Here is an 18,621-nt window from a genome sequence, read left to right as displayed (position 1 = left end):
CGGTTCCTTCCTTCTCGGACGATCACTGCGCGTCGTTCTTCGGGCGCGGGAACAGCCCGTACTGCTTCCACTTCCGTTTGGGGTTGGGAAACAGGGGCCGCTGGCCCTTGACGTGCGCGGACCGACGCGGGGTCGGGCGCGGGTTGCTCCACACGTCCCCGACCCGCTCCGGGGCTCGCCGTCCTGGCACCCGTACTGGGGGTGGGGTCGGCAGCACGCCCTGACGCCACCGGCGCTGAGGAGGTGCTCCCGCTACCGACTCCCCCGCCTGCGGCGGTGCTGGACGGCTGAACAGCACCTGCTGGCCGGTCCTGGGTGACCCCGGCATCCGGCCCTCCACCAGAGCCCGGCGCGGCGCGGCGGGCGTCCCCACACGGGGGGCGGGAACCGGTGGAAGCGCCCGAGGCCCCGCCAGCCCCGGTGTTCCGGACGGTCCACCGTGGGGACGAGGTCCGGGTGTGCTGCCTGATCCCGGGCTGGGTAGTGCGCGGCGCGGCCCGGGAAGGGCCCCGACTGGTTCTGGTGCCTCGTGCCGGGGCCGGTACCACCACGCCTGCGGCCGCAACGGCTGGACACCCTTGGGCGGCCCGGGCTTGTAGCGGGGCAGCTTCCTGCCCGGCCTGCTGCGCGGCCAGTACACCTCCGACAGCCGAAGTCCCATGTCGAACCCGTTGCGCAGCACCCCGGGCACCCGCAGGCCGCCCAGGGACCGGAAGGCCAGCATCCACGCCAGGTTCCGCACCAGCGCGGCGATCGGTGAACTCCCCGCATGGGTGGGCTCCCAGATCAGCCTCTTCACCCAGGCCGGGATCCTGACCTGGGTGTACAGCAGCACCAGAAGCAACATGACCTGCATCAACCAATCCGCGCCGCCGACGTCGTCGGCGCTGTCGGATGTGGGATTCAGGGACCCGAAGAGAGTCATCTGCCCTTCGAAGACAGCCGCATCATCGCGATGAACACCAACGACTGGGCGATGGGGACCGCGCACAGCCCCGCCATCAACTTCCACCACAGCTCGCCGATCCGGTTGGTCTGCGGCAACGCGTGCAAGGCCAACAGGACCGGTGCGGCGACCACCAGCACGATGACGGTGCAGATGCGCACCGCCTCGGTGGCCATCCACACCACCAGCAGCACCACCGCGACCACCAACAGCACAATGGTGAAGACCATCGCCTCGGCGAGCAGCACGTCGAGGCGGTCCCGGAAGTTGACCGCGGCCTCGCGGGCGTTGATGCCGTCGGCGCCGATGGCCGCCGCCACGCCGTTGGACAACCGCACGATCTCCGTGGACACCCACAGCGAGGCGTTGGAGGCGATGAACGCGAACACGATCCGGGGCAGGACCTCGGCGACCGAGTAGCGGTCCTGGAAGGTCCGATATCCCATGACCACCAGCCCGCCCGCCACCACCAACAGCACGAACAGGGTGTTGGAGGTGGTCAGGATCCCGGCGTGCAGACCCTTCACCCCCTCGGTGGGCAGCGGGGTGTGGAACGCCTTCTCCGCCAACCAGCCCAGGGCGGGGTTCAACCCGCTGATGACGAGGTCGGCGAACCAGTTGGACACATGGCAGCCGGATCGACCAGACCGCACTCGAACACCTCCCCCTCGGTCTCCAACACCACCGAGCCCTCGCCCGCGCCGTCCTGTCCCCGCAGGAGGTTCTCCCGCGCGCGGGTCCTCCGGGGGCGGGAGTGGGTCATCGGTGATCTCCCGTCCCGGCCCCGTTTCGGGGTCGAGGTCGGGCTCTGGGGACGGTTCGACATCCTGCGGTGGCGGCAGTGGGTCATCCGAGGGGGGAGGCAACGGCTCGTCCGACGGCACGGACGCGTCGAACGGCACCCTCGCCCCGGGCACTGCGGTGCTCACTCGCCGCCCCCGCCCACGGACACGATCCAGTCCAAGACGTCCATCAACACCGTGGCCAGGACCGCGATCCCGTACCCGATCGCCGCGCCCGACAGGGCGCGCTTGGCCCCGTCGATCTGCCCCGGCTCACCGTTGGCGACCAGCACCGCACCCCCGCGATCGACAAGAACAACGTCCCCAACGCGCTGGCGAGGGCGATGAGGACGAGCCGCACCCGGTTCACGACCTGACGCAGCTGGGCGGTGGACTGACCCGCCCCCGTAGCATCACCCCCGCCGCCGCCCGAGCCATCGGCGTCCGAAGCCCACACCCACGAGGCGTCATCACCCACCACCACCCACCACACAGCCACCACCACAGCGATCAGCCCCACGGCCGGCCACCGCCACCGGACCCAGCACTCCGACGCGCGCGCGTTCCTCGTCCCCACCCGGCCTCCTCACACGTCGCTCCCTGGCCGGGAACCAGACACCCACCGGTGTCGCGGCGGGGTCTGGTTCCCGAAATCAACCTCCTAGGAAGCCACCGGCCAGGGCCGATGCGACAACGGGCGCCCGGATTTCATCGGCACGACCTCGGCGGGCGGGGTCCGATCGACGCCAGCGGTGCCCACGAGCGCGTCACCGATGGCGACCTGCCCCGTGCGCATGGCCCGTGAGCAGGCGTTCCTCGGCGCGCTCGCGTCGCTTCGCGCACGCCTTGTAGGACACGCCCAGCTCGTCGGCGACCTGTGTCAAAGGGACGTTCTCCAGCCGGGTGCGGGCGATCAGCTGGGCCTGGGAAGCCGAGAGCACCCCCACCCGCACCGCGGCGACCAGCAACAGGTCCGGGCTGCCCGCCACCGCCCCGTGGCAGATGGTCTGCTGGCCCGGGGCCCCGGCCGGCATCGGTGCGTCCAGCTCGCGTTTGCGCGCCGAGAGCGCGGCACGGTGAGCGGGCCGGGTCAGGTACCAGACCAGGCGGGCGTAGTCGGTGTTGATGGTGCGCACCTGGCGGATCGTCTCGGCCAGGATCGCCGACTCCACCTCTGCCGCGGACCCCCGGGACAGGCCCCGGCAGGCTCGCCGGGCGGCGTTCCTCAGCGCGGGCATGCACAGCCCGAGAGCGCCGACCATCCAGTCCTGGGAGTGCCGTGCGGCGCGGATGGTGTGGCGCCACACCCCGTCCCGAACATCGTTGGGGGTGTCCTCGCCCATGAGGACGTCGCGGAGTTGGTACAGCGAGTAGGTCCGGTCCTGGAGCCAGGGATGGACCTGGCCTCCGTGCAGGGTCAGGTGGGTGGGTGCCACATGGACGAAGTGGGTCTCAACGACTGCCAGCGGTGACGGCGCAAAGGCCACGGGTGCCCCCTCGAATCGCGACGAGAAACGACACCCGCATCAAAACAAACACGATTCTCAGAGGACGCTCAGAAGAGGATCACCGCTCACTCAATCCGCGCTCACAAGGAACTCGCCAAGGCAAAGAAACAGTAAAGTCCGGGGGTTGAGCAGCAGCCAGATCCACAGGCCTTCACTCCTGCGGACCCCTCGCTCACCCATGATGACCTGCATAGACATCAAGGAGAGCAGTCCGTGAGCATCCTCTCAGACGACTCTCACCCACACCACCCGACGGGACGGGAAATATTTCTTCGACACGCACACAGAGGGACTGATGAGGCGTTTTTTCAGTACAGGACATCGGAGTTCTCTTCCCGCACTCACAGGTTGCTCACTTCGTCGTCATTTTTTGCTCACTCATGAGACACAAGGGGAGCGGTCGGCCAATACGGCGGCGGAGCCGCCACGGCCAGGCAGCATCCTGCAAGGAGAAGGAGTACGCAGTCTCCGGCCCAGCCCCCGGTCCAGCCGCCTGCGCCGTTGCTGGGTCTGCTCATGATGTTGTTCCCATGCTGTGTGTCGTCTCGCAGGGTGAGGGCGTCGAGTGCGGCCGGGTACAGAACGGTGTGGCCCTGCTGTTAGACGAGGGGTGGGGAAGGCTGGCCCAAATCGGGGCGGTAGCAGACCAGCGACCCGGAATGGAGGGCTTTGTTCACCCTTGTTAGGCGGGCGAGGCCAGGGTCAAGTACAGGTTGTCGCCCCGGGGTTGAGGCTGGCGGCCAGCCACTCGCCTTCGATCTCGACCACGAACCACCGGGGCTTGTCCTGGTGGGGGCGCACGTTCACCTACGGCTCGTCCATCCGCTCACCCTAGTGGGAGGCATCCTGCTCCTGGGCGTCCAGGGCCACCGGCACCGCGTCGGGTTCGGGAGCGGGAGCGGGAGCGGTGACGTCGAACAGCAGCTCGTCCACACTGGACTCCTTGAACTCAGAGGCGGGTGATATTCCCAAGCGTGAATACTCCCAGATGGGTTGACCATCGCCCGGACTCTCTCTACCGTGAATTCTCGTTAACGCCAGACAGAAAGGATGATTCATGCAACTTCGGAAACTTTCCGGTGATTGCAACCGGAACGACTGCCCGGGGGTCTTCTCCACTGGAACGGGGACCGTGGTCGTCCAGGGGCCGCTGTTGAAGGCCACGGAAGGACTCACCCTCTCGGACGGCGAGGTAGCCGTCGAGATCCCCGCTCACCTGATCGAGGAGGCCGCCCGTGCGCTTGGAAGGTGACGCCTGGCAGGAGTTCTTCCACTCCTTCCAACAGGAGGCGTTCCGGCTGGAGACCCTGCCGAGCTACACCGTGCCCGAGGAAGAGGACGAGCTGCGACGGTTCCTAGCCGGGGAGTCACGGCCCGTCGAGGAGCTGCACACTGACACCTACCTGATCAAAGTCCGCCAGCACGTCGAAGCCGGGCGCGGATGCGCAGGGTCCATACCCTCACCAGCCCCGTCGGAGACCACCTGCGGTTCCAGTTCGAGTGGGGGTACGCCTTCAGCGTCCAGGCGGGCGAGGAGGTCAACATCCTCGACTTCGCCACGACCTCCGACCCCGGCCTGCCCCAGCAGGACTTCTGGCTCTTCGACGACACCCACGTCGTCCTCATGCACTACGCTGCCGACGGCACCCAGACCGGCCGGGAACTGCTGGAGGACACCGACCCCGCCCCCTCGTCCGGTACAAGAACCTGGCCCTGGAGCACTCCACCCCCTTCACCGAGTACTACAAGGTCCGCTGATTGACCCTTGAGCCCGAGAACGCCGACCGGCAGCGCGGCGAACTGGCTGACGCACTGCGCCAGCTCCGCCGCTCTGTCGGGATGACCGGTGCGGGCCTGGCTGCCCGCGCCGGTATGAGCCAGGCCAAGATCAGCAAGATCGAGAACAACCGCATCCGCCCCTCCCACCTGGACGTCGAACGCATCCTCACCGCTCTCGGGGTCCCGTTGGATGGCCAGGACGCGGCCCGTCTGCTGGAGCTGGCGCGGGTGACCAACTCCGACTATCAGGGGTTCCGCATCGCTCTGCAACGCGGCTTGGGGGAACTGCAACGCGACCTGGCCGCTATCGAGGACGCGGCGACCACGATCCGCTACTTCTTGCCGTGCATGATCACCGGTCTGCTGCAAACCCCCGAGTACGCGCGCCAGACCCTGGCTCATCCGTTGGTGAACCGCGGCGCGGAGTGGCAAACGGCCTTGGCCCGCCGACTGGAACGGCAACAGTCCCTGTACCAGTCGGGCCGACAGTTCGTGTTCGTGCTCACCGAGGCAGCGCTGCGCTGGCCGCTGTGCCCACCTGCGGTCATGGCGTTGCAGATGGACCGCATCGCGTCCTTGAGTGAGCTGGCTGGTGTGGACATCCGGATCGTTCCCGCTCACCCTCCGGTGCCCAGCGGGCCGCTCAACGGGTTCACGCTCTACGATGACCGACTCGTCACCGTTGAGGTGTTCACCGGTGAGCTCGCGCTACGCGACCCCAAGGACATCGCGTACAGCAAAGAGATCTTCGACTTCTACCACGGTCGATCCCTCACGGATGAGGATGCCCGCGTGTTCCTCGGCCAACTCGCCCAGGAATACCGAGAGCGGGCGAAAACCGACATTCCTTAGCGTGAATTTATTCCCACCCGTGAAAGTCCTTCATCTGACTTCCCTGTGCTCCTAGTCTTTCCTGTGCCAGAGCCCCCTATTGGAAAGAGCAAGCGATGCGCTTGGCGCAGGAATCCCATAAGGACACGCAGACGCCCGCCTCCTCGTCGCCCTTCACTCTCGACATCCGCCTGATCGAAACCAGCGACACCACACCACTGATCAACCTCACCGACGACGGGTGCGGGACGAGCTGCCCCGACACCTGCGTCACGAGCACGTCGGACTGAACACCAGCCCCAGGGAGCCCCGATTGACCTGAACGCCGGTCCGGACACGCATCAGGCGACGCCGTTGACCCTGGACATCCGCCTCATCGACGACCAACGCGCTGCTGAATGGCTGCCGGTCAGCGATGGCGGGTGCGGGGCGAGCTGCCCGGATTCGTGCACCAGCACCCCCAGTTGATCCGTGGTGGTCGGCACCATCCCCTGGGTGCCGACCACCCTGTTCGGAGGACCACCATGGCTGTGCACTGGCAGGTGAGAGGTACCCCCGTTGTCCGAGCCCCCGTCACGAACGGCCCTTCGGTGTCTTGGTGGCCGAATCTGCCTGCGAACGACGTCGATGGGTGGGTGCGCTGGTTGGAACGCGTGTGGGCGACCCCGGACCTGGCCGAGGCGATCCGGCACGCCTCTCCGGATCTGGCCGCCAGCGTGGACGACATCCGTGTCCAGGCCCCAAGCGGTATCCGAGTCCGGCGTGCCCGCAAGGTCACCGCCGCCGCTCTGCGCTACGTGCTGCGGGCGAGGCACCGGGCCACACCGTTCGGACTCTTCGCGGGCATCGCCCCGGCTGCCTTCGCTGACGCGGCGTCGGAGGCATGGGGGCGCGGCCACCGCGCCGTGGCGTCCCCCAGCGGGGAATGGGTCACCGAGGTCACCGATCACCTGGTGGATCTCCCCCGGGTACGCCAGCGCCTGCTCCTGGTCACCAATCACACCGCCTGGCGGACACCGGATCACCTCGTGGTGCCCCAGTACGCGCGCCCCGACCCACCCAATCCACAGGCGACCACGGCCCAGATCGAGATCCGTCTGACCAGCGCTGTCCGACTCGCCCTGGACGCCGCCCACCAGCCCATGCCGTGGGCCACACTGGCCGCGAAGCTCACCGCCGAGTACCCGGACGAACTTCCCCAAGGCGTCGAGGACATGCTCACCCAGCTGATCCGAGCGCGGGCCCTGCTGACAAGTCTGTCTCCCGCATCCGTCGAGACCGACCCGCTGACCTACCTGGCCAGAGCCCTGGATGGCATCGTCGAGGACTCTCCGCTGGTCGCTCTCATCGATGACACCTGCTCAGCAGTGGAAGCGCACAACCGTGTCGGCGGCGGCTCTGTCATGCGCGCAGAGGCCACGAAGGCAGCCCAGCGTGTGAGCGAAGCCGGGCCGGTGGGGATCGACGTCCGCCTCGATGCCGCAGTGGCCCTTCCCGTCGCGGTGGCGCACGCGGCCGAGGAGGCCGCACACATGCTCACCGTGCTGTCCACGCACCCGGAGGGGATTCCCACGTGGCACGGATACCGGGAGCGGTTCGCGCGCCGGTACGGTACCGAACTCGTTCCCGTCTCCGAGGTCGTCCACCCGGACACGGGCCTGGGCTTCCCACCCGGATACACCGGTTCCGAAGACGAGCCCAACCCTGTTCTGGGGTTGCGTGACCGATGGTTGATGCGCCAAGCACAGGAAGCGGCGTTGACCGGGCGACGGGAGATCGAGGTCAACGAACTCCTGACCGTTGTTGAGGCCGAGCGTTCCCCGACCCCGCCCGAGAACACGGAGCTGAACGTACGCCTGGAGTCACCATCGCGTGTGGCGCTGGACAGCGGTCGGTTCCGGATCGTGGTGCTGGGGGCTTCACGTAGCGCGGGCACGATGGCGGGCCGGTTTGCCCCGTTGGCTGGAACTCGAACCGATCTGGCCAAGGTGTTCACCAGCTCCGGCCAAGCCCTGCCCGTCCAGCTGTCGTTTCCACCGGTGCGGGCCGCCAGCACCCATGTGGCCCGAGCCCCGCAGCTGCTCAAGCACGTCCTGCACGTGGCCGAATACCCCTCCACCGGAGCCGACAGCCTCACCGTCGACGACCTCCTGACCGGAGACGACGGTGTGGACCTGTTCCTATGGTCGCGCTCATTGGGACGCGTGGTCGTCCCGGTGGTGCCGCACGCGTTGAACCTGCGCTACGCCCCACCGTTGGCCCGGTTCCTCACCGAGCTTCCCCGCGCTGGGAAGACTGTCGTGTCCGGGTTCGACTGGGGGGCTGCCTCCTTCCTGCCGTTCCTGCCCCGGGTCCGGTCCGGGCGGGTGGTGCTGGCCAACGCCCGCTGGCGGGTCATCGCAGCGGACCTTCCCCCAGCCACGACCGAGTGGCCCCACTGGCAGAACGCGTGGCAGGCGTGGGCGCAGCGCCGGAACCTCCCCGCTCTGGTCGACCTGGGCCGAGGGGATCAGCGGCTACGCCTGGACCTCACCGAACCGGGACACCTGTTCCTTCTCCGCACCCAGTTGAACAAGGACGGCGCGGCCGTGCTCACCGAAGCCCCCGCACCCAACTCGGCGGGATGGTGCGACGGGCGGGCGGTGGAAATCCTCCTCCAACTCCAACAGAAGGGGGCATCGTGACCATGCATCTCTTGGACGCCTCCGCCGTCGCTACCCACGTCGCGGATCGTCTGGCCACCCCCGACCAAGGCCGGGCGCTGGCCAACGACCGGTGGTGGCCCCAGTCCCTGGCCCACGGAGCCGTCGGGGTGGCGCTGTTGCACATCGAGCGTGCCCGCACCGGCCACGGCCCTTGGGAGCGGGTCCAGACGTGGCTGGAGTGCGCCATCTCCGATGGGGTGGACGCCTCACCTGAGGCCCACCTGTACTACGGGGCACCCGCGTTGGCGTTCGTCCTACGGCAGGCCGCCACGGTGCACCCGGCTATGAGCGTGAACTGGAACAGCTCGACGCCGCCGTGGCCTGGATCGTGGCCGCACGCCTGGAGAGGGCACACACGCGCATGGACGCCGGGGAGCGCTTTCCGGTGTTGGCCGAGTTCGACGCCATCCGCGGACTAACCGGGCTGGCGGCGCTGCTGCTGACCCACGACACCTATCAGGACCTCCTGCGCCGAGTGCTCGTCTACCTGGTGCGGTTGACCGAACCCGCCATGGTGGACGGACGGCAGATGCCTGGGTGGTGGACTTTGGTGGACCCCGCAGGCAAGGAGTCCCCGGACCGCTTCCCGGGCGGACACGCCAACACGGGTATGGCCCACGGCATCTGCGGCCCCTTGACCGTCCTGGCCCTGGCTCTGCGACGCGGGATCGAAGTCGACGGGCACACCCGGGCGATCGGCCGCATCCTCGACTGGCTCGACTCCTGGAAGCGCACCGGCCCGGACAGGGCGTGGTGGCCGTACTGGATCACCGCGGCCCAGCACCGTGGTGAGGAGGAGCCGATGGGGCCGCAACGCCCGTCGTGGTGCTACGGGGCAGCCGGGGTCGCCCACGCCCAGCTCCTGGCGGCTGACGCCCTCGGTGACACGGACCGTCACGCGACCGTCCAGGACACGCTCGCGCGCACCCTCACCCCTCAGGGCACGGCGGGAACGATCCTGGACTCCTCCCTGTGCCACGGCTACGCCGGGCTCGCCCTCATCGCGCACACCACGGGCACAGCCCACGTTCCTGCCCTGCTCGCCCCGGCAGTGGAGGGGCACGACTCCGGTGACGTCGCCCACCGCCTCCTCACCCACGGCGGCATCGGGCTGCTGGAAGGAGCGGCCGGCACCGCCACGGCCCTGCACATCCTCACCACCGCCCCACACTCCCTGGGGTGGGCCTCGTTCCTGCTCATCGGCCACGTCAAGGAGGCACGCTCATGCGTGACGAGCATCCGCAGATCCTGATCGAGTGGCCCGACTGGGCGAGCGCCGAACACACGGCCACCCACCACCTGGCGCCGGTTCTCGAAGACGGCCAACGCCAAGACCTCCTCACCGGCTGGTGGTTCGTCCGCAAGAAGCCCCACTGGCGGCTGCGCTACACCGGAGGGCTCCCTGCCCGCCGATTCCTCGACGAGCACCTCGAACGCCTCCACCGTGCAGAGGCCGTCTCCGCATGGGCACACGGCATCTACGAACCGGAGACCGGCACCTTCGGCGGGCAGGCCGGGATGCGCCTGGCCCACACCCTGTTCCACGCCGACAGCCGCCACCTGCTCACCTACCTGGCACGCAACCACACGACCCAAGGCGGGGGGCTGGGTCGGCGCGAACTCGCCCTCCTCATGGGCAGCGTCTTCCTGCGCGGCGCCCGCCTGGACACCTTCGAACAGGCCGACGTGTGGAACAAGGTCACCGCCCTACGTCGCCTCCCCGAACCGTTCACCAACGACGAACATCTGCTCGCCCCCGCCCGCACCCTCATGACCCTCAACCCCCAGGCCATGGCCGACACCAGCCCGCACACCACCACGTGGGCGGAGGAGTTCACCGCGGCCGGAGCCGCCCTGGCCGACCTCGCTACCGAAGGCAGGCTCACCCGGGGCCTGCGGGCGGTGTGCGCCCACCACCTGATCTTCACCTTCAACCGGTGGGGGATCGCCTACCGGGACCAACATGTCCTGTCCAACCTCGGAAAGGCCGTCATGACCGACACCACCAACAGCGCACCCTCATCCCCGGAGGACGCCGAGACGCTGCGCGAGGACCTCATCCAGCAGCTCCGAAAGAACGGTGCCATCACCACCCCGGCAGTGGAGGACGCCTTCCGCTGCGTGCCGCGCCACACCTTCGTCCCCCACGCCACTTTGGAGGAGGCGTACACCAACGCGCCTGTCCACATCAAGCACGACGACAACGGCGCCTCGATCAGTTGCGCCTCCCAGCCCAGTGTGGTCGCGCTCATGCTCGAACAGGCCGCTCTCGCCTTCGGCATGCGGGTGCTGGAACTGGGGGCCGGGACCGGCTACAACGCGTCCCTGCTGGGGCACCTGGTCGGAGGGACCGGGTCGGTCACCACCATCGACGTCGACCAGGACCTGGTGGACGGAGCCCGCACCCGGCTCAAAGACAGCCAGGCCACCAACGTGGTGGTGCACCTGGGGGACGGCGCGCTCGGACACCCCGACGGCGCACCCTACGATCGCATCATCGCGACCGTGGGCTCCCACGACGTCCCCCGGGCGTGGGTGGACCAGCTCGCCCCTGACGGCAGGCTCATCGCCCCCGTGCGCATCGCCGGGGACGTCAACCGCAGCATCGTGTTCGAGCGTGACGGCGACCGTTGGCGCTCCGTGGACAGTCAGCTGTGCACCTTCATGCCCCTGCGCGGCGGAGGAATCGGCGACGACCCGCGACGCATCCTTGCCCTGGACCCGGACGGGACGGTCCTGCTCCAAGCCAACCAGGACCAAACCATCACCGACGCCCAAGTCCACGACATCCTCACCGAACTGGCCACCACCACCTGGACCGGGGTCACCTTCGGCAAGGGCCAGCCCCTGGACACGATGTGGCTGTGGTTGGCCACCCACCTGGACAACCGTCTCTCCCGCATGCCCCTGCGCCAGCACGCCGTCACCAACGGACTGGTCACCCCGGGACTCCCCTGGGGCGACATGGCCGGGGTCCCCGCCACCGAGCGGGGGTTGGCGTACCTGACGCTGCGGCCGGTGGAAGGGCAACAGGGCCGTCACGAACTCGGTGTCATCGGGCACGCACCCGCCGGGCAAAAGCTCGCCGAGCAGATGGCCGACCAGGTCGTGGCGTGGGAACCCCACCGGGACGACGACATCTCCTTCTCCTTGCACTTCGCACCCGTCATCGCATCGTCGTCCGACACCCGGCGTGTGCTGGAGCGGGAACACTCCACCCTGGTCGTGGCCTGGGGCGAACCCGCATGAGCCCCGAAAAGTGGTTCCCGCTGGTCCCCCGGCCCCGCCCACCCGGAGAGAAACTCACAATCCGGATCGAGCGCATCACCGCGGCGGCCCGGACCGCCCGTTCCGGTGCCCCGGAGGAAGCCGTCGCTGCTGCCGCGCAGGTATACAACGGGGCGGCTCTGATCGCCTCGGACGTGGGGTTGCCCGACCTGGCACGTGACTGGTGCTGGGAACACGCCCAGCTCTACCAGGACCACCTCCCCCTGGACGCCACGATGGCGCAACGGGCGCTGGAGCCGGTAGTCAACCTCGCCCGACTCCAGATCCGCGCCGGGGAGGGCGCGGCAGCGTTCCGGATGCTCACCACGCTTCGGGAGGGGGTCGGCTCAGCGACCCCCACCGTGGTCGACGGGCACGAACTCCCGTTGGACCGGCTCACCGCATCCGATGAGGGTCGGGCTGAGCTGTACCGGTGGGTGTGGATGATCTGCCTCGGCGATGGCACGAGGGCACTGGCCTCACAGGGCCAGTGGTCGCGTGCCGCTGAGCACGCCCGAGACCACAACGGAGTCGGGGATCGATTGTTCGACGGCCGCCAAGTCGCGGTGATCGCCGAACTTACTGCTGGCGACCCGAAGACAGCGCTGGCCCTGGCCGAGGACAGCGCAGTCCGGGAACCGTGGGAGAGGGCTGTCCAGTCAGCCCTGGTCCTGTGGTGCCGAATCAAGGCCGGTGAGGTAGAAGCTGATGAGGCCGCCACCGTTCTCCAACAGGTTCAGGACATACAGGACCGTCACGTCGTCTTCCGTACCCGGTTAGGGATCGCCGCCACGGACCTGGCTGGTGGACTCCACGGCAACGCCACAGTTCTCGCCGCACAGTTGGTCTCCGCAGTGGTTCAGGCGCGAGACGTATATGCGGCCCGTGATCTGCTCCGAGCGTGGGAGGGCGAGCTGTCCCAAGGAAGCAGGGCAGCACTGGGATCGGTGCTGGACACGTCAGGGCTCGACACGGGAATGTTGCAGGATGCATCCCTCCAAGCGCTCAAAGCATCCCTCCACGAAGCACGTGAAAGACTCAGCGACAACCTGCTCATGACGTGAAGAAGGCCCGCAACCCCACAGGAACGGGATGAGGGACTCTGGCGGCCCGGTGCCTACTGACCGGACCGCCAGGTGCAATTGTGCCCCCGCTCCGAGAGAGGACGTCGCATGGAGCCGCTGCCCGACCGCCCGTTAACCCTGACCGAGATCCAGGAGTACGTGGCCAGAATGGAGGTCGAGCGAGGGTTCTCCGAGCACACCCTGATCGAGCAGGCCCTCAAACTGGCGGAGGAGACCGGGGAGGTGTGCAAGGCGGTACGTAAGCGAGCCTCACTCAAAGTGGACCCGAACAGCATGATCAGTGGCCTGGGTGAGGAGCTGGCGGACGTGCTGATCTACCTCGCGGCGCTCGCGAACCGGGAAGGTATCGACCTGAGCCAGGCGTTGCGGGACAAGGAGCTGGTCAACGCCACACGCACCTGGAACTGACCCGGGCAGCAACGAAAGGCCAGGCCCCCCTTCGCCCACCCTCGCCTCCTCTGTCGTCACACCGTTGTGTCTGACGGTTCAACTGGCATCGTCTGCTCACACTCCAGAGTCCGCCGAGTCGTGAGTGTCTGGGGTGGAGGCTTGGAAGCACCACCCCGGGCACGGCAGGAGCGTCCGCGCACGGGGGTGGCCCCGCAACACACCTGGGCGGACCGGTGTTGTGAGCGCGTGACGGGCCGCTGACTCTTGTCCGGTTTCGGTCACGGGGCTGCGTGCTGGAGCGGTTACTCTAGAGGGTGTCGACATGCAACCGACCCCCGCCAACATGCCTGGCGGGGGTCGGTTTGCTCTTGTTCAGAGGCGTCAGCGGATGGTGCGCACCGAGGTCAGGAGCGCGGCCCACTCGTGGGCGGGCACGTCGAGGTGCCCCAGCTCCCGGTTCTGGGAGTCGCGGACCGCTGTGGGCAGCCCCTCTTTGACCTCTACACAGTTCCCACCGCGACCATCACTGTAGCTGGACTTGTGCCACTGCTGGTTCATCGCTTCGACAGTTCCTTCGCCTTGGTGATCAGCTCAACCGACGCCTGGGACGATAGCGCTTCGGCCTGCATGGCGCTGAACAGGGTCAACGTCTCACTGACGAGATCGAGAGACTCCAGGATCTCACCGCCCACGGCGTGCTCCGCGTAGAGCACCATCCGCCGCTTGTCCAGCGTCACGAGCCGGAAGGGCGCGCACAGCCCAGGGTGGTGTGCCAGAGGGAGTACTTGGAAACGGATCGTACCGCTCTGGGCCAGGTTTTCGATCCATTGAAGCTGCTCTGCCAAGATCTTCGGTGACCCGATCGGCTTGTGCACCACGGACTCATCGACGACGAACCACAGAAGACTTCCACGTTCGCGCAGCTCACCGATTCGATCAGTGCGTGCCGTGACGAGTTCCTCGACTTCATCTTCGCTTGCCAGAGGGTTCCGCGCCTTGACCAGGACACGAGCGTAGTCAGGGGTTTGTATCAGCCCGGGGAACAGGATGGACTGATACTCGCGGATCTGCTCGGCCTTCCTCTCCAGAGCCAGAGCGCTGCGGAAGTCTTCATGGACTCGTCCTTCCCGCTGAGTGTCGAGCCAGAAGTTGACCAGTTCACCGCGAGTTTCAAAGAGAGCGTCCAATTTGTCCACATAGGGGCGCTTTGCAACCCGTGTGGCTCGCTCGATCTGCCCCACGAGAGACCCCGTCACTCCGAGTCTCTTGCCTACCTGAGCCAGGGAAAGCCCCTGCTCATTGCGGAGCCTCCGGACTTCCTTACCGAACGGCACCCACTTGCGCTTGACGTGGTTAGGCATGAGAACAGTCAACAACAAAATGGGTCATCTGAACACCCAGATACTCAGGAAAGAACAGTTTTCTTGTTCCCGTAGACCCTCGGACCTGGGGTTGTGCATAGTCACGTGCAACGCGGAATGCGTTGCCCGGCCCGTCCCCCTTGGGTCGGGGAGTGCCACAGAGGAAGCCGAGGGCGGAATGGCTTCGGGGGAACCTCGGTGGCACGGCCGCCCTGACCAGGACACCGGGCAGGGCGGCCCCACAACGACAAACGCCCCGAACCGAGCCACCGATTTCAGGGCGTGAGCCCCACCCCGTCCAGACCGAGGTGAGACACATGAAGCGTAGCAACCCACCCCAGCCGGGGCTACCAAACCCGGGCATTCGTAACCCGGCCCTGACCGCAGCGGTCGACCGGCACCGGCACCGTCTGGGCATCCCCACAGGCCCCGTGCCCCCGCTCCCCGGAAGCGGCCTCGACGCCCTGCTGGCCATCGCCCACCAGACCCAGGGGAGCTACCGGTGATCACCGCACCCGAAAAGCCAGCCGTTGCCCGCCGCACGTTCGACGGCGTGCCGGACTCGATCCCCACCACTCGTCAGTGGGGTAGCGACCGCCTCCATGAACTGGGAGTCACCCCAACCGAGGACTTCCGGTACGACTTCCAGCTGGTTCTGTCCGAGCTGGTCACCAATGCCATGGTCCACACCCACAGCGGCGACCCCAACGGGACGTTCGCGGTCCGGCTCAAGGTCTACCCGGACCGGGTGCGCGTCGAGGTGCGCGATGCGGGGCCGCTCGCGGGTCGTACCCCCACCAGACGCACCCCGAAACTGGCGGCAGAGCATGGGCGTGGGCTTCGCCTCGTGGACGCCCTCACCGAGAGATGGGGGCGTCTGCCCGTGGGGACCGGCATGTGGGCGGAGGTCACCCGGTGACCACCCCCGTCTCACTCGTGCCCCGGCACGCCATCGCCCCCACCTCCACCCGGTTGGCGGAGCAGGCGATGGGGTGGATGCAGGCCACCCTCGTCCAGTCCTGGTACGTCCCCCGCCCGGACTGGGATACGTGGTCGATCAACGCCCGCCGGTATGCCCAACGCACCTGGGCGAGCGGAGAACTGGTGGGGTCGGGGCGGCTGGCCGCAGTGTGCCTGCGCCTGCACCAGCACTCCCCACGCAGCCGGTTGGAGTGGGTGCCTGAGTTCCCCGCCCGGCCCGCGACCGACGGGGAGGCCCCCGACCGGGACCGATCCACCCTCCAACTCGCCGTGCTCGGCCCCGCCATCCGCAACCCCCGGCCGGCGGATCTCGCACTGGTGGACTACCTGATCGACCGCGCCCAGCAGGTGACAGGCACGTGAAGGGCAGGTTCACCCGGCCACCGCGCCGCACCCGCGGACCCGAGTTCGCGCATCAGGCCCGCAGCGCGTGGGAGGACGCCCGGTGGAAAGCCGCCCGTCAGGGGTGGTCCCTCGACCGCGAGCGCCGGTTCCTCGGAGCCGTGTACACCCTCACCGATCCGAACGGGCACACGACGATCCTGTCCGAGCTGGCCGAAGTCCACCGCGCTCTCGGCCAGAGCCCGAACCCGGACCTGCCTCCGGCCGCCTGACCAACACACCGATTCTCGACCCTGATCGGACTCCGATGATCGCTACCCCGGCCCTGGCCACGCCCTATCCTGCTTCACCGACAGCCAAGAAGCGTCGGCCGTTCCTTCCCCCCACCCCTGATGAGGTGCGCACCCAGCTCAAACCGATCCGGCCGGTGCTCGCGTACCTGGTCTTCACCGTCATCTACGTGGTGTTCTTCCTCGACTGGCCCACATGGGTGTTCGGCACCGACAGCGGTGAGACGTCCGAGCCGCTGCTGCCTACCTCCCTGAACCCGGCCGAGTTCTGGCCGACCACCCTCGTGCAGTGGACCTTCCACCTGGTGGCCAGCCTCCTCACCCTGGCCGTCGTCGCCCTGGTGGTCTGGCGGCGTCGGATGCGGCTGTCCGACATCGGTATCCGCCCCCGATGGACCCGCACCTCGAACCCGACCAAACGGCGGCACTGGCGCCGACAGGCGCGGCACGTGTTCTGGCTCGTGTTCGTCTCCTACCTGGTCGCGTCCGTGCTCCGCGCCGTGATCCTGTTCCTGGCTCCGGACAGCTTGGGGGCCTCGCCCGTGCTGGAGGCGGGCGGTGTCGAGGGGCAGGTGGCCCGTGCCGTGATGACGCTGCCGATCAGCCTGACGACCTCCTGGCTGGAGGAGGCGCTGAACGTCGCGGTGCTGGTGATCCTGTTCGCGGCCGCGGGCCGGGTCCCGGCCGAGGTTTACACGGTCGCGGTGGCCGCGAAGATCGGCTACCACCTGTACTTCGGGCTCGGCGGTCTGGCGGTGGCCCTCCCGGCGCTGGTGTGCGTGTGGGCCTACCGGCGCACGGGTCGGCTGACTCCGATCATCCTGGCGCACACCGCGCACAACCTGCTCGGCAGCTCTCTGATGTTGCTGGCCGCAGCAGCTATATGACCTGACGGACCCTCCCTTGTGGCCCGGTGCGGCGGGGACGCACCCCTGACCGTCCGTAGGGTTTCCCCTGCCGCACCGCCCCAGGCTGGGGCTCGGCGGCCTTCCCTGACCGAGCCCCACACTGACGGCCCCTCCAGAGGAGCACATGACCCCTCACCAGTACGGGAACTCCCTGGATCGCCACTGCCTGCTGGGAGAGAGCACCCAAGACGGTGTGACGCGGGGGCCGCCAGGGTGCTCATTCCTGGCGGCCCTGCGGTGGTGCTACCGGAGCGGGGGAATGGGCACCAGAACCACGGGGGGTCTGCCCCCTTCGTCTTCGTCCAGGCGACGCCAGGCGGTCACCCACCGCTGGAAGTCAGCTTCAGCCCCGCCGCACACCACGATGAACGCGTTCAGCACCGTGTACTTGGGCAGCTTGTCCGAGCGCAGCGCCTCGCAGAACGCCGCCGCCGAGTACAGGGTACAGGCCACCACGCTTGGCCATCTGCCGGAACGACGGGGACCCAGCCCAGCGGCGGTAGCGGCGCTTCACCTCCACGAACTCGGCGGGGGTTTTCGCTTTCATCGGGTCGGGTTTGCGGTCGTGGCCCGGCAGGTCGGGGACCGCCCGGGTCCGCTGTTGAGGGATCAGCCTCTCAGCCTGGGCTTCGGCGTGGTCGTGGTCGGTCAGGACGAGGGGCGTCCGGTGGGGTGGGGTGTGGCTGTCGCGGGGCGCGGCCGGGATGACCGGGACCTCGCCCCACCAGATTCCGTCCGCGTCCTTGCGGACTCGGCGCGGGAGCGCGTCCAGGAGCGGCCGATATCCGGGGACGGGCCGGTAGCGGATCAGGGACTGGTGGGGGCCGGAGTCGCTTCGCCGGGGGTCATCGGGTGGCCCCGGTGGGAAGGACACGGTCGGCGGCATCGGCGGCCAGCCCGGTCCCGACCACGGTGATCAGATGGACGCGGCCGGGTTGGACCGGATAAGCCGGGTGTTGCTACCCCTCGTAGGGGCGATGAGGACCCGTGGACGTCACCGGAGCGACCAACATCGCGGGAAAGTTGCTACCCCTCGTAGGGGCGATGAGGACCACAGCCGGCTTCTCCGGCGCCCACGTGTGCCACCGTTGCTACCCCTCGTAGGGGCGATGAGGACAGTACGTGCCGTCGGCCCCATAGGACTCCTCCGTGTTGCTACCCCCGTAGGGCGATGAGGACGGCAAACGGAGAAGAGCACGAGCTGGGGCACCGGGCTGTTGCTACCCCTCGTAGGGGCGATGAAGGCCGCACCGTCAGAGCGCGCTGGAGATGCTGTCCATGGGTTGCTACCCCTCGTAGGGGCGATGAAGGCAGGTCGTGTCCGGCGGGCTCGCTGCTGGCCACCTGCAGTTGCTACCCCTCGTAGGGGCGATGAAGGCCCGAGAGTAAAGTCGCAGCCACAAAGGCACCAGCTCACTGATCGAGCCCCAGATTTTCAGGGCGACC

At 68.0% G+C, this 18,621-nt stretch carries 22 protein-coding genes, 1 pseudogene and 1 CRISPR repeat array; of the genes and pseudogenes, 15 read left to right on the top strand and 8 right to left on the bottom strand.

Annotation, left to right across the window (positions count from 1 at the left end):
* Positions 1-22 precede the first annotated feature (22 nt).
* The 5 genes from BJF83_RS26860 to BJF83_RS16435 form a co-directional block, all read right to left on the bottom strand.
* Complete coding sequence (locus tag BJF83_RS26860; protein WP_143831925.1) at positions 23-856, bottom strand: hypothetical protein; 834 nt, start codon at positions 854-856, stop codon at positions 23-25.
* A 65-nt stretch (positions 857-921) separates the two neighbouring features.
* On the bottom strand, positions 922-1,572 hold the full coding sequence (locus BJF83_RS16445; RefSeq protein ID WP_075926984.1) for a hypothetical protein: 651 nt from the start codon (positions 1,570-1,572) through the stop codon (positions 922-924).
* Positions 1,533-1,709: a hypothetical protein gene (locus tag BJF83_RS27525; protein ID WP_158070383.1), complete on the bottom strand. Its 177-nt coding sequence runs from the start codon at positions 1,707-1,709 to the stop codon at positions 1,533-1,535. The genes BJF83_RS16445 and BJF83_RS27525 overlap by 40 nt, the downstream gene beginning before the upstream one ends.
* A gap of 162 nt (positions 1,710-1,871) precedes the next feature.
* Entirely contained in the window at positions 1,872-2,021 is a 150-nt protein-coding gene (locus BJF83_RS29400; protein WP_262391613.1) for a hypothetical protein, read from the bottom strand.
* Between the two features lie 474 nt (positions 2,022-2,495).
* Entirely contained in the window at positions 2,496-3,164 is a 669-nt protein-coding gene (locus BJF83_RS16435) for a sigma-70 family RNA polymerase sigma factor (RefSeq protein WP_075926983.1), read from the bottom strand.
* Between the two features lie 1,129 nt (positions 3,165-4,293).
* On the opposite strand from BJF83_RS16435, the gene BJF83_RS16430 reads away from it, so the two are divergent.
* From BJF83_RS16430 to BJF83_RS16390, 10 genes and pseudogenes are all read left to right on the top strand, one after another.
* The gene (locus BJF83_RS16430; protein WP_075926982.1) at positions 4,294-4,488 is read left to right on the top strand and encodes a hypothetical protein; all 195 of its coding nucleotides are present in this window, start codon (positions 4,294-4,296) and stop codon (positions 4,486-4,488) included.
* Positions 4,472-4,998, top strand: a pseudogene (locus BJF83_RS31150) (DUF6879 family protein). Before BJF83_RS16430 ends, BJF83_RS31150 begins: the two are co-directional and overlap by 17 nt.
* A complete protein-coding gene (locus BJF83_RS16420; RefSeq protein WP_075926981.1) occupies positions 4,995-5,867 on the top strand; it encodes a helix-turn-helix transcriptional regulator in 873 nt (290 codons plus the stop codon). The pseudogene BJF83_RS31150 and the gene BJF83_RS16420 overlap by 4 nt, the downstream one beginning before the upstream one ends.
* Before the next feature lie 95 nt (positions 5,868-5,962).
* Positions 5,963-6,136, top strand: a complete 174-nt coding sequence (locus BJF83_RS16415) for an FxLD family lanthipeptide (protein ID WP_075926980.1) — start codon at positions 5,963-5,965, stop codon at positions 6,134-6,136.
* Positions 6,137-6,481: 345 nt separating this feature from the next.
* The gene (locus BJF83_RS16410) at positions 6,482-8,530 is read left to right on the top strand and encodes a lantibiotic dehydratase family protein (protein ID WP_075926979.1); all 2,049 of its coding nucleotides are present in this window, start codon (positions 6,482-6,484) and stop codon (positions 8,528-8,530) included.
* Positions 8,527-8,970 (top strand): hypothetical protein, encoded by a 444-nt coding sequence (locus BJF83_RS29390; RefSeq protein WP_262391611.1) that lies wholly within the window; start codon positions 8,527-8,529, stop codon positions 8,968-8,970. Before BJF83_RS16410 ends, BJF83_RS29390 begins: the two co-directional genes overlap by 4 nt.
* The gene (locus tag BJF83_RS16405) at positions 8,940-9,803 is read left to right on the top strand and encodes a lanthionine synthetase C family protein (protein ID WP_262391610.1); all 864 of its coding nucleotides are present in this window, start codon (positions 8,940-8,942) and stop codon (positions 9,801-9,803) included. The genes BJF83_RS29390 and BJF83_RS16405 overlap by 31 nt, the downstream gene beginning before the upstream one ends.
* On the top strand, positions 9,776-11,800 hold the full coding sequence (gene fxlM / locus BJF83_RS16400; protein WP_075926978.1) for a methyltransferase, FxLD system: 2,025 nt from the start codon (positions 9,776-9,778) through the stop codon (positions 11,798-11,800). The genes BJF83_RS16405 and fxlM overlap by 28 nt, the downstream gene beginning before the upstream one ends.
* Positions 11,797-12,882 carry a hypothetical protein gene (locus tag BJF83_RS16395; protein WP_075926977.1) on the top strand — a complete coding sequence of 362 codons (1,086 nt, stop codon included), beginning with the start codon at positions 11,797-11,799 and terminating at the stop codon, positions 12,880-12,882. The genes fxlM and BJF83_RS16395 overlap by 4 nt, the downstream gene beginning before the upstream one ends.
* A 108-nt stretch (positions 12,883-12,990) precedes the next feature.
* Entirely contained in the window at positions 12,991-13,311 is a 321-nt protein-coding gene (locus BJF83_RS16390) for a MazG nucleotide pyrophosphohydrolase domain-containing protein (RefSeq protein ID WP_083678562.1), read from the top strand.
* Between the two features lie 363 nt (positions 13,312-13,674).
* Here BJF83_RS16390 and BJF83_RS16385 read toward each other — a convergent pair whose 3' ends face one another.
* Together BJF83_RS16385 and BJF83_RS16380 are read right to left on the bottom strand one after the other, a co-directional pair.
* Positions 13,675-13,851 (bottom strand): DUF397 domain-containing protein, encoded by a 177-nt coding sequence (locus tag BJF83_RS16385; RefSeq protein ID WP_075926976.1) that lies wholly within the window; start codon positions 13,849-13,851, stop codon positions 13,675-13,677.
* On the bottom strand, positions 13,848-14,654 hold the full coding sequence (locus BJF83_RS16380) for a helix-turn-helix transcriptional regulator (RefSeq protein ID WP_075926996.1): 807 nt from the start codon (positions 14,652-14,654) through the stop codon (positions 13,848-13,850). The genes BJF83_RS16385 and BJF83_RS16380 overlap by 4 nt, the downstream gene beginning before the upstream one ends.
* A gap of 317 nt (positions 14,655-14,971) precedes the next feature.
* Between BJF83_RS16380 and BJF83_RS26850 the strand changes: the two genes are divergently transcribed.
* The 5 genes from BJF83_RS26850 to BJF83_RS16360 are packed head-to-tail and all read left to right on the top strand — an operon-like array spanning position 14,972 to position 17,154.
* Positions 14,972-15,160 (top strand): hypothetical protein, encoded by a 189-nt coding sequence (locus tag BJF83_RS26850; protein ID WP_143831923.1) that lies wholly within the window; start codon positions 14,972-14,974, stop codon positions 15,158-15,160.
* Positions 15,157-15,573, top strand: coding sequence for an ATP-binding protein (locus tag BJF83_RS16375; RefSeq protein WP_083678560.1), 417 nt, complete (start codon positions 15,157-15,159; stop codon positions 15,571-15,573). The genes BJF83_RS26850 and BJF83_RS16375 overlap by 4 nt, the downstream gene beginning before the upstream one ends.
* Positions 15,570-15,998: a hypothetical protein gene (locus BJF83_RS16370; protein WP_075926974.1), complete on the top strand. Its 429-nt coding sequence runs from the start codon at positions 15,570-15,572 to the stop codon at positions 15,996-15,998. The genes BJF83_RS16375 and BJF83_RS16370 overlap by 4 nt, the downstream gene beginning before the upstream one ends.
* The gene (locus BJF83_RS16365; RefSeq protein WP_075926973.1) at positions 15,995-16,249 is read left to right on the top strand and encodes a hypothetical protein; all 255 of its coding nucleotides are present in this window, start codon (positions 15,995-15,997) and stop codon (positions 16,247-16,249) included. Before BJF83_RS16370 ends, BJF83_RS16365 begins: the two co-directional genes overlap by 4 nt.
* Before the next feature lie 35 nt (positions 16,250-16,284).
* The gene (locus BJF83_RS16360; RefSeq protein ID WP_143831922.1) at positions 16,285-17,154 is read left to right on the top strand and encodes a type II CAAX prenyl endopeptidase Rce1 family protein; all 870 of its coding nucleotides are present in this window, start codon (positions 16,285-16,287) and stop codon (positions 17,152-17,154) included.
* A gap of 264 nt (positions 17,155-17,418) precedes the next feature.
* On the opposite strand, the gene BJF83_RS29385 is transcribed toward BJF83_RS16360, so the two are convergent.
* Positions 17,419-17,631, bottom strand: a complete 213-nt coding sequence (locus BJF83_RS29385) for a hypothetical protein (RefSeq protein WP_262391609.1) — start codon at positions 17,629-17,631, stop codon at positions 17,419-17,421.
* A gap of 499 nt (positions 17,632-18,130) precedes the next feature.
* A CRISPR array of direct repeats spans positions 18,131-18,551; the repeat unit is 30 nt; unit sequence GTTGCTACCCCTCGTAGGGGCGATGAGGAC.
* Positions 18,552-18,621 lie beyond the last annotated feature (70 nt).

The sequence above is a fragment of the Nocardiopsis sp. CNR-923 genome (assembly GCF_001942255.1).
GTDB lineage: Bacteria > Actinomycetota > Actinomycetes > Streptosporangiales > Streptosporangiaceae > Nocardiopsis.
Note: the sequence above shows the minus strand (reverse complement) of the source record. Positions and strands in the feature narration are given on the sequence as shown.

What these genes read in the sequence shown, in the direction of transcription:
- BJF83_RS26860 (WP_143831925.1), bottom strand. Translation starts at nt 856, where the DNA reads ATGCAGGTCATGTTGCTTCTGGTGCTGCTGTACACCCAGGTCAGGATC.
- BJF83_RS27525 (WP_158070383.1), bottom strand. Translation starts at nt 1,709, where the DNA reads ATGACCCACTCCCGCCCCCGGAGGACCCGCGCGCGGGAGAACCTCCTG.
- BJF83_RS16430 (WP_075926982.1), top strand. Translation starts at nt 4,294, where the DNA reads ATGCAACTTCGGAAACTTTCCGGTGATTGCAACCGGAACGACTGCCCG.
- BJF83_RS16415 (WP_075926980.1), top strand. Translation starts at nt 5,963, where the DNA reads ATGCGCTTGGCGCAGGAATCCCATAAGGACACGCAGACGCCCGCCTCC.
- fxlM (WP_075926978.1), top strand. Translation starts at nt 9,776, where the DNA reads ATGCGTGACGAGCATCCGCAGATCCTGATCGAGTGGCCCGACTGGGCG.
- BJF83_RS16395 (WP_075926977.1), top strand. Translation starts at nt 11,797, where the DNA reads ATGAGCCCCGAAAAGTGGTTCCCGCTGGTCCCCCGGCCCCGCCCACCC.
- BJF83_RS16390 (WP_083678562.1), top strand. Translation starts at nt 12,991, where the DNA reads ATGGAGCCGCTGCCCGACCGCCCGTTAACCCTGACCGAGATCCAGGAG.
- BJF83_RS16385 (WP_075926976.1), bottom strand. Translation starts at nt 13,851, where the DNA reads ATGAACCAGCAGTGGCACAAGTCCAGCTACAGTGATGGTCGCGGTGGG.
- BJF83_RS16380 (WP_075926996.1), bottom strand. Translation starts at nt 14,654, where the DNA reads ATGCCTAACCACGTCAAGCGCAAGTGGGTGCCGTTCGGTAAGGAAGTC.
- BJF83_RS26850 (WP_143831923.1), top strand. Translation starts at nt 14,972, where the DNA reads ATGAAGCGTAGCAACCCACCCCAGCCGGGGCTACCAAACCCGGGCATT.
- BJF83_RS16360 (WP_143831922.1), top strand. Translation starts at nt 16,285, where the DNA reads ATGATCGCTACCCCGGCCCTGGCCACGCCCTATCCTGCTTCACCGACA.